General features: G+C 27.0%; 13 protein-coding genes and 1 pseudogene. 12 read left to right on the top strand and 2 right to left on the bottom strand.

The genetic code is table 11. The annotated features are described in order from the left end of the window. Positions 1-24 precede the first annotated feature (24 nt). From AC11VW_RS09665 to AC11VW_RS09675, 3 genes are all read left to right on the top strand, one after another. Positions 25-702: a response regulator transcription factor gene (locus AC11VW_RS09665; protein ID WP_484301205.1), complete on the top strand. Its 678-nt coding sequence runs from the start codon at positions 25-27 to the stop codon at positions 700-702. A gap of 4 nt (positions 703-706) precedes the next feature. Beyond that, entirely contained in the window at positions 707-2,182 is a 1,476-nt protein-coding gene (locus AC11VW_RS09670) for a HAMP domain-containing sensor histidine kinase (RefSeq protein ID WP_484301206.1), read from the top strand. 67 nt (positions 2,183-2,249) lie between these two features. Then, positions 2,250-2,678, top strand: coding sequence for a hypothetical protein (locus tag AC11VW_RS09675; protein ID WP_484301207.1), 429 nt, complete (start codon positions 2,250-2,252; stop codon positions 2,676-2,678). Positions 2,679-2,792: 114 nt separating this feature from the next. Here AC11VW_RS09675 and AC11VW_RS09680 read toward each other — a convergent pair whose 3' ends face one another. After that, positions 2,793-3,467 carry a Crp/Fnr family transcriptional regulator gene (locus AC11VW_RS09680; RefSeq protein ID WP_484301208.1) on the bottom strand — a complete coding sequence of 225 codons (675 nt, stop codon included), beginning with the start codon at positions 3,465-3,467 and terminating at the stop codon, positions 2,793-2,795. A gap of 232 nt (positions 3,468-3,699) precedes the next feature. Between AC11VW_RS09680 and AC11VW_RS09685 the strand changes: the two genes are divergently transcribed. After that, positions 3,700-6,201 (top strand): CoA-disulfide reductase, encoded by a 2,502-nt coding sequence (locus tag AC11VW_RS09685; protein WP_484301209.1) that lies wholly within the window; start codon positions 3,700-3,702, stop codon positions 6,199-6,201. 131 nt (positions 6,202-6,332) lie between these two features. Next, positions 6,333-6,635, top strand: a pseudogene (locus AC11VW_RS09690) (TSUP family transporter); the annotation flags it as partial. A 56-nt stretch (positions 6,636-6,691) separates the two neighbouring features. Here the strand turns inward: AC11VW_RS09690 and AC11VW_RS09695 are convergent. After that, entirely contained in the window at positions 6,692-7,861 is a 1,170-nt protein-coding gene (locus AC11VW_RS09695) for a cation diffusion facilitator family transporter (RefSeq protein ID WP_484301210.1), read from the bottom strand. Between the two features lie 382 nt (positions 7,862-8,243). On the opposite strand from AC11VW_RS09695, the gene AC11VW_RS09700 reads away from it, so the two are divergent. The 7 genes from AC11VW_RS09700 to AC11VW_RS09730 form a co-directional block, all read left to right on the top strand. Continuing rightward, positions 8,244-8,885, top strand: a complete 642-nt coding sequence (locus tag AC11VW_RS09700; protein ID WP_484301211.1) for a histidine phosphatase family protein — start codon at positions 8,244-8,246, stop codon at positions 8,883-8,885. 10 nt (positions 8,886-8,895) lie between these two features. Next, positions 8,896-10,110, top strand: coding sequence for a BaiN/RdsA family NAD(P)/FAD-dependent oxidoreductase (locus AC11VW_RS09705; protein WP_484301212.1), 1,215 nt, complete (start codon positions 8,896-8,898; stop codon positions 10,108-10,110). An 8-nt stretch (positions 10,111-10,118) separates the two neighbouring features. Beyond that, positions 10,119-10,493 (top strand): chorismate mutase, encoded by a 375-nt coding sequence (gene aroH, locus AC11VW_RS09710; RefSeq protein WP_484301213.1) that lies wholly within the window; start codon positions 10,119-10,121, stop codon positions 10,491-10,493. Positions 10,494-10,540: 47 nt separating this feature from the next. Continuing rightward, positions 10,541-11,191 carry a (d)CMP kinase gene (gene cmk / locus AC11VW_RS09715; protein WP_484301214.1) on the top strand — a complete coding sequence of 217 codons (651 nt, stop codon included), beginning with the start codon at positions 10,541-10,543 and terminating at the stop codon, positions 11,189-11,191. A 78-nt stretch (positions 11,192-11,269) separates the two neighbouring features. Further along, positions 11,270-11,866: a lysophospholipid acyltransferase family protein gene (locus tag AC11VW_RS09720; RefSeq protein ID WP_484301215.1), complete on the top strand. Its 597-nt coding sequence runs from the start codon at positions 11,270-11,272 to the stop codon at positions 11,864-11,866. A 49-nt stretch (positions 11,867-11,915) separates the two neighbouring features. After that, on the top strand, positions 11,916-12,755 hold the full coding sequence (locus AC11VW_RS09725) for a 4-hydroxy-3-methylbut-2-enyl diphosphate reductase (RefSeq protein ID WP_484301216.1): 840 nt from the start codon (positions 11,916-11,918) through the stop codon (positions 12,753-12,755). A 156-nt stretch (positions 12,756-12,911) separates the two neighbouring features. Continuing rightward, positions 12,912-13,036: cold-shock protein (locus AC11VW_RS09730; protein ID WP_484301217.1), on the top strand; the 125-nt coding region annotated here is incomplete at its 3' end.

Consider the following 13,036-nt stretch of genomic DNA (forward strand, 5'->3'; position numbering starts at 1 on the left):
GTTAGGAGATAAGATAATAAATATATGATAAGTATATTAGTAGCAGAAGATGATATAAGAATACTAAGATTAATATCTGATTTTCTAAAAAAAGAAAATTACAATGTATATACTGCAAAAGATGGGCAAGAAGCTTTAGAAATATTTGATAAAGAAGATATATCACTAGTAGTATTAGATATAATGATGCCAATATATGATGGTTGGCATGTATGTAAAGAAATAAGAAAAAAATCAAATATTCCAATACTTATACTAACAGCAAAGGATAGTGATTTAGACGAATTATTTGGTTTTGATATAGGAGCTGATGAATATATATCTAAACCATTTAATCCTAATCTATTAATAGCAAGAATAAAAAATTTACTGAAAAGATTAGAAGTACCTAATAGTGAAGTAAAATATGAACATACATTAACTTATGAAGATATATCTATAAACTTAGACACCAAATTAATGAAAATTGATAACGAATATATAGAATTAAAACCAAAAGAGTATGATTTAATAGTTTTATTTATAAAAAACAAAGGAAGAATATTTGAAAGAGATAATTTATTAGATTTAGTATGGGGTTACGATTACATAGGAGATCCTAGAACATTAGATACTCACATAAATAGATTAAGAAATAAATTAGGATCTAAATCACAGTTATTAAAAACTATTAGAGGATTTGGGTATAAGTTTGGAGGATAATAATTTGAGGTCTATAAAAAATAAACTACTTACAGGAATTATATTAATAAATTCTATAATACTAATTGGAATATGTATTTTTAGATTTGGATTTGAAGATTTTTATATAAAACAAACAAGTAAGGAGTTAAGTAAGTTTGGAAAATCCGTTGGAGATTTAATAGGTGAAGGTACTAAGGATGATTTGATTAATGCCATATCGAAATATAGAGAAAGTGAAAATATAAGTATAGATATATATGATAAAGATGACTTATTAATCTTTACCAATAATTATACATCAATGGATGGTCATAGTAGTAATAACATGATAGGTAAACATGGTATGTCTAAAAAAAATAGATTCGTAATAACTAATGAATATAAAGTTGACAAAAATTTAGACTCATATGTTATTTCAGATAAATTACAAGGGACTGAGTTTTTAGCAACTATAACACAATTAGATAATAATCTATACTCAATAATATGTAAAACTCCAATAAGTGCAATAAAAAATAGTGTTGATACATCATCAAGTTTTCTATTGATAATATTTATTCCTATAATTGCATTCAGTATATTTATGGCTATATGGTTTTCAAATAAATTTACTAACCCAATAATACAATTAACTCACATAAGCAACAAAATATCTAACTTAGACTTTGATGAAAAAGTACACATACACACCAATGATGAAATTGAAGTATTAGGAAACAGTATAAATACATTATCTTCGAAAATAAAAAATACCATGGACGCTTTAAAAACTAAAAATGAAGAATTAGAAATATTAATAAATAATAAAATAAAACAAGAAAAACTAAAAAGAGAATTTGTATCTAGTGTTTCTCATGAACTTAAAACACCTATAACAGTTATAAATGGATATGCTGAAGGACTTAGAAGTAATATTTTAGATAGCGAAGAAGATAAGCAGGACTATATAGATGTTATATGTGAAGAAAGCGAAAAAATGGGAATGATGGTAAATGATCTACTAGACTTATATAAACTAGAATCTAATACCTTTAAAATTATAAAAAATAAAGTAAATATAGAAGATTTAATAAAAAATGTGGTTAAAAAACATGAAATTATATTAAAAGATAAAGAGATAAACATAAATTTAGACTTACAAGAAGCTTATATATTAGGAGATAAAACAAGACTAGAACAAGTTTTAAATAATTTACTTGATAATGCAATAAATCATATTGATGAAAAAAAACAAATTAAAATTTCTGCTAAATTAATAAATGATAATATACACATAGGTATATATAATAGTGGAGAAACAATAGAGGAAAGTAATTTAGAAAAAATATGGTACTCATTTGTAAGATTAGATAAAGCCAGAAATTCTAGTGACAACAGAATCGGATTGGGATTAGCTATTGTAAGAGAAATAATAAATCTTCATGATGGAAAATATGGAGTAGAAAATAAAAAAGATGGTGTAGAATTTTGGATTGAATTAAAAAAAGTTTATTTGTAACATTGGTGTAACATTACATTCCTATAATAAAGATAAACAATAGATAAATTACTAGGAGGTAATATTTATGAAAAAATCATTAATAGCTTTAGGTGTAGTATCATTATTAGGATTAGGAATGTTTACAACGGATGCTAGTGCAAGTGATCAAAGCACAGATTCTCAAATTATATCTGACGCTGATAATCAAGAAAATAATAGACAAAGAAAAAATATGTGTAGAAATTTAACCGAAGAGCAAAAAGCTCTTATAGAAAATGGTTATAATGAATTAACACAAGAAGAAAAAGATATATATGATAAGTACCATGGACAACCTAAAAGAGATTTAAGTGAAGAACAATTAAATGAATATTACAAAATTCAAGATAAGGTACATAAATACATGGGTGAAGAATTTATAGCTCAAATGAAAGAAAGAAGAGAACAAAGAAAAATACACAGACAAGAAAGAGAAAATAATCAAGGTCAAAGAAAAGGTTCTTGTAATCAATAGTATAATTAAATACAAGATAAGTCTTTCATAATTTATTCCAGGACTGTAGATAGGTTTGTGTAAAAGTAAATCTACCTACAGTTATTTTTGTATGAAATATAAAAAACTTATTTTTTATAATTTAGTAACTGCATTAAGCTTCTCAAAATCTAGTATAGTAATCTTTCCTCTTTGAGATGTCAAAATGTCCTTATTCTTAAAATCAGCAAGCATCCTACTTACCACCTCTCTACTAGTTCCAAGTTCTTGGGCTATTTTCTCTTGAGTCAAATATAAAAACTTGGTATCATTAGTTTTTTGTGAAGTTAAAAGTAAATACTTAGCAATTCTAACATCAATTCTTTCAAATGCAATTTCCTCTAAAACCCCTAATACATCATTGAATTTAGAATAAAGGTTTTTAAAAATATACTTTTGAAATTCTAGAGTATTATAAATATATTTGTTGAATATATGACTTGGAATAAATGCTATTATAGAAGGTTCTAGAACTTCTGCAAAAGCAGGATAAGAATCACTACTAAGCATACAAGACATAGATAAGTAACAAGTATCTCCAGAATTTAATTTATATAATGTAGCTTCTCTACCTTTATCTGATAGCTTATAAACTCTTATAGAACCGCTTATTATAAGAGAAAATCCAAGACAAGAAGCTCCTTCATGTATTAAGGTATAATCACTATCAAAATTTTTTACTATTAATGAAGATTTGATAATATCTTTAGCTTCTGGATTTAATGTATCTAAAAACGGATATAAATCTCTCAAATTATTCCAAATATTCATAAAATACCTCCTAAAATAAATAACTATAATCTATAAAAACACTAAAATAATACTACTTATATAAAATATAGCAAGTTAGCAATATAGTTATGTGACAAAGTCACAGAACTATATTTAAATATATCATATAATTAAAATATATTAAACAAAGTAATAATTAAAATTATAAATTTAACAATAGATAAAATTAATGTAAGTATTAAAAGTAAATTATTAAAAAGGAGAGGTTACTATGGCTAAAAAAGTTATTATAGTAGGGGGAGTAGCTGGAGGTGCATCTACAGCTGCAAGATTAAGACGTTTAGATGAAAATGTAGAAATAATAATGTTTGAAAAAGGTGAATATATATCTTTTGCAAACTGTGGTCTCCCTTATTATATAGGGGAAGTAATAAAAGAAAGAGATAACTTAATAGTACAAACTGTAGAATCAATGAAAGCTAAATTTAATATAGATATAAGAAATTTAAGTGAAGTTATAAAAGTAGATAATGATAAAAAATTAGTTACAGTTAAAAATCATAAAACTAATGAAACATACACAGAAAACTATGATACGTTAGTTTTATCTCCAGGAGCGAGTCCTATAAAACCTTCTATTAAAGGTATAAATGATTGTGACAACTTATTTACATTAAGAAATATACCTGATACAGATAATATAAAAGCATACGTAGATGATCAAAATCCAGACCACGCAGTAGTTATAGGTGGAGGATTTATCGGCCTTGAAATGGCTGAAAATTTAGTGGAAAGAGGAGTCAACGTAACTTTAGTAGAAGCAAGTGAGCAAGTAATGGCACCAATAGATATAGAAATGGCAAGTATGGTTCATCAACACTTAATAGATAAAGGTGTTCATTTAATACTTCAAGATGGTGTAAAAGCATTTGATGATAATGGTAAAAGAGTGATTTTAGCAAGTGGCAAAGAAATAGACACAGATATGATAATTTTATCAATAGGTGTAAAACCAGAAACTAAAATAGCAAGTGAAGCTAATATTAATGTAAATGCTAGAGGAGCTATTATAGTTGATGAATACATGAGAACTAACTATGAAAACATATATGCGCTAGGTGATGCTGTAGAAATAGTTGATTTTGTAAATAAAAGCAAAACTACAATACCATTAGCATGGCCTGCTAACAGACAAGGTAGAATAGTAGCAGATAATATATGTGGTAAAAATGTAGCATACAAAGGAACTTTAGGTTCATCAGTAGCTAAGATATTTGATCTAACAGTAGCAAGTACAGGTAATAATGAAAAAACTTTAGGAAGATTAGGTATAGAATATAAGGTGATTCATATACATCCAGGTTCTCATGCAGGATATTATCCAGGAGCATTCCCTATTTCATTAAAAATGTTATTCAATAAAGAAGGTAAAGTACTTGGAGCTCAAGCTGTTGGTATAGATGGAGTTGAAAAACGTATAGATATAATTGCAACTGCTATAAAAGGTGGACTTAATGTATTTGATTTACAAGACATTGAACCTTGTTATGCTCCACCATATAATTCAGCAAAAGATCCAGTTAATATGCTAGGCTATTATGCTTCTAACATATTAGAAGATAATCTAAATATTACAAACTATAATGAAATTGATGATATAGTTAAAAATGGTGAATTTATATTAGATGTAAGAGAAGAAATGGAGTTACTAGGTGGCGAAATTGAAGGTTCTATAAATATACCACTAGGAAAGTTAAGAAATAGATTAAATGAACTACCAAAGGATAAGAAAATACACATAACATGTCAAGTAGGACTTAGAGGATATATAGCATGTAGAATGCTTTCTCAATATGGATTTGATGTTTCTAATATAGATGGTGGAGTAAAAACTTATTTAAGTGTAAAAAGAGCAAAGGAAAGCATAGATAATCAGAATCATGATAATATAAAAAAGGTTGCTTTATTAATGAGATCTAGTAATGAAAATAATAATGATATTAAAGAGGAAAATATTATGAATATAGTTGGTGATGTTATATTAGATGCTTGTGGTCTTCAATGTCCAGGACCAATAAGAAGAGTGTTTGAAGAAATAAATAAAATGGAAGAAGGACAAGTTTTAGAAATAAAAGCAACTGATCCTGGATTTTCAAAGGATATAGCAGCTTGGTGTGAAAAAACAGGAAATACTTTAGTAAAATCAGAATTTAATAGCATAAAAAAGATGCTAGTAGCTTATATTAGAAAAGGAAGTACTACATTAACAAGTGCTCCATCTTGTTCTATAACTAATAATGATAAAAATGGGGCAACATTAGTAGTATTTAGTGGAGATTTAGACAAAGCTATAGCATCTTTTATAATAGCAACAGGTGCTGCATCTATGGGCAAAGAAGTAACAATGTTTTTCACATTCTGGGGACTTAATATTCTAAAGAGTAAAGATAAACCTAAAGTTAGCAAAGACACTATGGAAAAAATGTTTGATGTGATGCTACCATCTCATACTGGTAAACTTCCATTATCTCAAATGAACATGGGTGGAATGGGACCTAAGATGATAAGTCAAATAATGAAAAAGCATAATGTTGATGATTTAGATACTTTAATAAAAAATGCTATAGATATGGGTGTTAAGGTAGTAGCATGTGCTATGAGTATGGATTTAATGGGAATAAAAGCAGAAGAATTTATAGATGGAGTAGAAATAGGAGGCGTAGCTTCTTACTTAGCTTCTACTGAAGATTCAGGACTTAACTTATTCATATAAAAAGTAAGTTATATTATAAGAAATATAAATAAAATAATAAAGCCCTGGGATATTTAAATTCCAGAGCTTTATTATTTTCCAAGTAATTTGTTTTAGATATGATAAAATAAAAGACAACTAAAGGCTTCTTTGGACCTGGAACAGAAACATTTTTAGTTTTTGCAATTATAAAAATATATGGTTTTGATTTTTTACATTCATCAGCTAATACAAAAATATTAAACTTTACAAGTGATTTTATAGTATTACTATTATTTATGGTAAGTGGTCTAATACTGTATAAAGTGGCTATATTTTATGCACTATCAATGATGATAGGTGGGTATATTGGATCTAAGGTTGCTATAAAAAAAGGTTCTACATTAATAAGACCTATATTTTTAATTATGGCACTTGGAGTTGCTGTAAAATTAATATATCAAACTGTACTATAATTAAATATTATATACAAAAAGGTGTTTAGAGTACAAGCTTCTAAACACCTTTTTATCTAATGATAATCTCTATCTACTGTAATTATACAATTATAATCAAGATGAATGCCCTTAATAGATTTAGTAATATACTCTTTAAGCTCTTCATCAGGTATAGTATTTTCATGAAAAACTACAATATCAAAAATTAAATTCTTATTATCACCGCTTCCAACTACTCTAAAGTCATGTATCGATTTAATACTAGGATGACTGTCTATTATTTTTTCAATTTCTTCCCTTGTAGTAGATACTTCTTTTGTCTCAACACATATCGGATCCATATGAATTACTAGATGTACTTTTAAATCTCTAGATATTTCTCTCTCAGCTTCATCTATAATATCATGTATAGTCATGATATTAATACTGGCAGGAATCTCAGCATGTATAGAAGCAAGACATCTTCCAACACCATAATTATGCACTATTAGATCATGAACTCCGGTTATATGTTTATAAGATAAAACACGTTCATTAATAGCTCTAACAAGTTCAGGATCAGGAGCTTCTCCAAGTAAAGGGCTTATAGTTTCTTTTACTAGTGAGTATCCTGCATAAAGTATAGCTAATGAAACTGCAATCCCTATATAACCATCTATCGGCAAATCAGTAAATCTAGCTGCTAAAAATGAAATAACCACACAGCTCGAAGTGAAAACATCACCTAAAGCATCCATTGCAGCAGCTTTTAGTGCAGATGAGTCTATTTTATTTCCTATAAATTTATTAAATGTACTTAACCAAAACTTCACTAATATAGATACAAATAAAAGTATAAAAGGAATTAGTTGAAATTTAATTGGCACAGGATTTAATATTCTTTCTACTGATGATTTAACAAACTGAACTCCAACAAGCATAACCATAAATGCTACTATTAAAGCAGATATATACTCAAGTCTACCATGTCCAAAAGGATGTTCCTTATCAGGTGGAATACTAGCAAGTCTAAATCCAACTATTGTAATTATTGATGAAACCATATCAGAAAGATTATTAAATGCATCAGCAGTTACTGCAATACTTGAAGTTAATAGTCCTACTGAAATCTTAATTACAAATAATAATAAATTAGAAATTATACCTACAATTCCAGCTAAATAGCCGTATTTATTTCTAACCTCTTCTCTTTGGGTGTTTTCGCTATCTTTAATAAAGGTTTTGACTAAAAGTTTAGAAAGCATATAAAATAAATGCTCCTTTCTAAATTAATATTAAGTTTAATACAAAGTGATTATTTTTAGATTTGTTTTATAAGGTGTTAATATACCCTTTACAAATTATAATATAGCACTTAATTTAACAATAATAACTATTATACATAATTTAATAAGAATTTTGTATATAATTCCCAATATATATCTGTTTTAAATATTGACAAGCTAAATTATTAAACTTATTATAAATTTATTGTGTATCCTGTACATACATTCTATAACAAAAATTTTAATTTAGAATAAAATATGTACATGAATGGTTTTATCTTTTTAATAATGTATATTTATGGTATAATAAAATTTTGATGAAAGATAAAAATAACTATATACAATTTAGGAGGACATTGAAGTGGCAAATACATTTTACATAGTAAGACATGGACAAACTAACTGGAATATATTAGGCAAAACTCAAGGGCATGGAAATTCTAATCTTACAAAAATCGGAGAATCACAAGCAAAAGAACTAGCTGAAGCTATGGTTACCTATCCAATAGATTTTATATATAGTAGTGACTTAGGAAGAGCTGTTCAAACAGCACAGATAGTAGGAGAAAAAATAGGTATAGATGTAGAAAAAACTAGCGCGTTAAGAGAAATGGGATTTGGTGTATGGGAAGGTCTTTTAATAGAAGAAATCAAAAAAGACCATGCTGACACTTATGATACATGGAGAAATGAGCCTCACTTAGTAAATATACCTGAGGGAGAAACTCTTCATATAATAAAAGAAAGATTAGATAACTTTATAAAAGAAATAAATGAAAAATATGATAATAAGCACATACTACTTGTAAGTCATTCAGTAACAGTAAGAGTAATGTTATTATCATTCTTAAATTCAGGTATGGAAAACATATATAGAATAAAGCAAGATAATACAGCTTTAAATATAGTTGAATTTAGAGACTACGGCCCAGTTATAGTTAAAATGAATGATATTAGCCATATAAAAAATAATGAGAAAATAAATAACTCAGCATTAGAATAGGAGTGATTTTATGTCTAAAGTAATAGTGGTTGGAGGTGGACCATCAGGGATGATGGCGGCTCTTACAGCTTCAAAAAACAATCATGAAGTTATATTAATAGAACGTAATGAAGAATTAGGTAAGAAGCTTAAAGTTACTGGCGGAGGAAGATGTAATATCACTAATAATAGAGATATAGAAGATTTTTTTGAAAAAGTAGTAACTAATAAAAAATTTTTATATAGCAGTTTTTATACTTTTACAAATCGTGATTTATTATCTTACTTTGAATCTAACAACTTAGAATACAAAGTAGAAGAAGATAATGATCATAAGGTTTATACAAAATCTGATAAATCAGAAGAAGTAATAGAAACTCTTAAAAATGATTTAATAAAAAATAAAGTGAAAATACTATACAACAAAAAAATTGTAAACATTATAGTAAAAGATGAAAATGTAATAGGAGTAAAAATAGAAGATGGCGAGAATATATTAGGAGATAAAGTTATAATATCTACAGGTGGTAAAAGCTACCCTCACACAGGCTCTGATGGAATGATGTATGATGTTTTAAAAAATCACAATCATACAATAAATAAAATTTATCCAGCTTTAACACCTCTTACAGTAAAAGAAGGATGGATTAAAAATTTACAAGGTATTTCTATGCAAAATGTAGAAGTTTCCTGCAAAATTAAAAAGAAAAAAATATCTATAATAGGTGATATGTTATTTGCACATTTTGGGCTAACAGGACCAGGTATCTTAAAACTATCATCTCATATAAATAAATATATAGAAGAAAATGAATTAGAATTAAATATAGACTTTTTACCATATACTAGTTCTGATGAAATAGTTAATGTAATAAGAGAGAATCCTAACAAAAATGTATTAAATAATTTAAAAGGATTATTACCTCAAAACTTCTTAAAAGAGGTATTTAATATATTATGCTTAACTGATAAAAAGGCTAGTGAACTATCAAAAGTTGATGAACTTAAAATAATAGAATATATCAAAAATATGAAACTGACATGTAACGGAAGTAAGGGTATAAAAACTTCACAAGTCACTTGTGGTGGTATATCTGTTAAGGAAATAAATTCATCGACTATGGAATCAAAAATCATAAAAAATCTATTTCTTACAGGGGAAGTAATAGATTTAGATGCAGAAACTGGTGGATATAATCTGCAGATAGCGTTCTCAACGGGGTATCTTGCTGGAATAAGCGTGTAGGTGATTATATGAAAGTATTAGCAATAAGAGGTGCTACAACTGTAGTATCTAATAACAAAGAAGAAATACTAAATGAAAGTGCAAAGTTAGTACAAACTATAATAATAGAAAATTTATTAGAAGTAGATGATATAATAAGTATGTGTTTTACAATGACAAATGACTTAGATAAAGCATATCCTTCTGTAGCAGTTAGAGAAATCTTAAATATAACAGATATTCCAATGCTTAACTTTGAAGAAAAATATATAGAAGATAGTTTAAGAATGTGTATAAGAGTCATGATGTATGTAAATAGTGAAAAATCTAAAAAAGATATAAAACATATTTATTTAAATGACTCAAAAGATTTAAGAAAAGACTTAGTACAAATGCAACTATAATTTTAAAATTAAAATTATATATTAATATATCATTAGGAGAAATCATTATGAATAATTTAGTAATAGCTGTAGATGGACCAGCAGGAGCTGGTAAAAGTACAATAGCTAAGATAATAGCAAAGAATTTGAATATAAACTACATAGACACAGGAGCAATGTATAGAGCTATAACTTATAAGTGCCTTAAAAATAATATAGATATTAACAATGAAGAAAAAGTAATAAAAATAGCAAAGCACACTGATATAGATTTTAGAGATAACAACATATACTTAGATGGGCAAATAGTAAACGAAGAAATAAGAAGTATGGAAGTCAGTAACAATGTATCTAATGTTGCTAAGGTTAAAGAAGTAAGATACTTAATGGTAGATGTTCAAAGAGAAATAGGGAAAAAAAATTCAGTTATATTAGATGGAAGAGACATTGGTTCTTACGTATTCCCAGATGCGCATTATAAATTCTTTTTAGTTGCAACACCTGATGAAAGAGGAACTAGACGCCATAAAGAATTAACAGAAAAAGGATATGAAGTTAGTCTTGACGAAATAATAAATGATATAATAAAAAGAGATGAAATAGATTCAAATAGAGAATTTGCACCACTTGTTAAAGCAGATGATGCAATTGAAATAGATACAACTGCAAAAAGTATTGATGCAGTTGTAGATTCAGTATTATCTAAAATAAATATATAAAAAGTTAATATAAGCCACAATATACATAATTAAAATGTCTTATTTAATTATGTATATTGGTAATGGAGGGAGATAATCATGAGTTTTTATAATTTTATAATAAAAGCATTTAAGTGCTTTTCAAATGTATTTTTCAAATATAAGGTAATCGGAGCGGAAAATATTCCAAATGAAGGTAATATAATAATAGCTTCAAATCACAAATCAAACCTTGATCCAATATTTTTAGCAGCAGCAATAGAAAATAGAACAGTTGCAGCAATTGCAAAGCAAGAACTTTTCAAATTAAAACCACTTGCATTTGTATTAAAAAAATTAAATGTTATACCTATAAACAGAGAAAAGCCTGATGTATCAACAATAAAAAATATTTTGAGAGTTATAAAAGATGGATATGTACTAGGTATGTTCCCAGAAGGAACAAGAATAAAAGAACCAGGGTTTGGAAAGGCTAAAGGCGGTCTTTCTGTATTTGCAATAAAAGGTAAGGCTCAAGTTATTCCTATATCTATAATTTCTAATTATAAGTTATTTAATAGAGTAACTATATATATAGATAAACCAATATCTTTTGAGCAATATTATAAACAAAAACTTACCACAGAGGAAAATGAAAGATTAGCACAAAATGTATTAGAGGTTATAAAAGAAAACTACTATATACATTCAAAATAGTCTTTAATAGTAACCATAAGTTTAATATTTTAATGTAGGGAGATATAAAATGAAGGTTAAAATAGCTAAAGAAGCAGGATTTTGTTTCGGGGTCAAAAGAGCTATGAAAATGGCTTGGAATGAATTAGAAGTAAATAATGATGGTATATATGCACTAGGTCCGCTTATTCATAATAAACAAGCTGTTAGTAAATATGAAGAAAAGGGTCTAGTAACTGTAGATGAAATAGAAAGTGTTCCAAATACTAAGAAGATGATAATAAGATCTCATGGTGTGGGCGAAAAAATCTATAAAGATGCAAAACAAAAACAAATTAATATTGTAGATACAACATGTCCATTTGTAAGAAAAATTCATAGAATTGTTAAAGCCTATCATGATAAAGGATATGAAATAATAGTAATTGGAGATAGCAAACATCCAGAAGTTATAGGAATAAACGGGTGGTGTGAAAACTTAGCTACAATAATAAAAACTTTAGAAGATTTAGAAACTGTTAAATTAAATAAATCTAAAAAATACTGCGTCGTAGCTCAAACAACAATAAATTTAGAATTATATTTAGAAATAGTAGATAAATTATCAAAGCAATTAGAACATATAGTATTTAATAATACTATATGCTCAGCAACTAAGGTAAGACAACAATCGGCAAAGGAATTAGCTCAAGAAGTAAATTGTATGGTTGTCATAGGCGGAAAGCACAGCTCTAACACTCAAAAGTTAGTTAATATATGCAAAGAAGCTGTAGAAACTTTTGCTATAGAGACTAAAGAAGATTTAGATGTAAAAGCCTTGATTAACTATGATACAATAGGAATTACAGCAGGAGCTTCTACTCCTGATTGGATAATAGAGGATGTAATAAGATTTATAGAATCTATATAATTATATATAAAGAGTGATTGATGTAACTAAATATATATACCCTTTTAAAAATATTTTCCTAAAAGGGTATATATTATTTAGAATATGTTGTATAATCATATATGTAATAAATAAAAAAGAAAAGCCTTTGTAAAGAAGGTTAAGGAGAATTAACAAATGACTAACGGAACAGTAAAATGGTTTAACAACGAAAAAGGTTTTGGATTTATATCAGTAGAAGGTGGAGATGATGTATTCGCACATTTCTCAGCTATACAAACTGATGGATTCAAATCATTAGA

The organism is Romboutsia sp. (assembly GCF_056995035.1).

Coding starts and splice junctions, on each gene's coding strand:
- AC11VW_RS09705 (WP_484301212.1), top strand. CDS start 8,896: ATGTCTAAAGTAATAGTGGTTGGAGGTGGACCATCAGGGATGATGGCG.
- AC11VW_RS09685 (WP_484301209.1), top strand. CDS start 3,700: ATGGCTAAAAAAGTTATTATAGTAGGGGGAGTAGCTGGAGGTGCATCT.
- AC11VW_RS09725 (WP_484301216.1), top strand. CDS start 11,916: ATGAAGGTTAAAATAGCTAAAGAAGCAGGATTTTGTTTCGGGGTCAAA.
- AC11VW_RS09665 (WP_484301205.1), top strand. CDS start 25: ATGATAAGTATATTAGTAGCAGAAGATGATATAAGAATACTAAGATTA.
- AC11VW_RS09675 (WP_484301207.1), top strand. CDS start 2,250: ATGAAAAAATCATTAATAGCTTTAGGTGTAGTATCATTATTAGGATTA.
- AC11VW_RS09695 (WP_484301210.1), bottom strand. CDS start 7,861: ATGCTTTCTAAACTTTTAGTCAAAACCTTTATTAAAGATAGCGAAAAC.
- cmk (WP_484301214.1), top strand. CDS start 10,541: ATGAATAATTTAGTAATAGCTGTAGATGGACCAGCAGGAGCTGGTAAA.
- AC11VW_RS09680 (WP_484301208.1), bottom strand. CDS start 3,467: ATGAATATTTGGAATAATTTGAGAGATTTATATCCGTTTTTAGATACA.
- AC11VW_RS09720 (WP_484301215.1), top strand. CDS start 11,270: ATGAGTTTTTATAATTTTATAATAAAAGCATTTAAGTGCTTTTCAAAT.
- aroH (WP_484301213.1), top strand. CDS start 10,119: ATGAAAGTATTAGCAATAAGAGGTGCTACAACTGTAGTATCTAATAAC.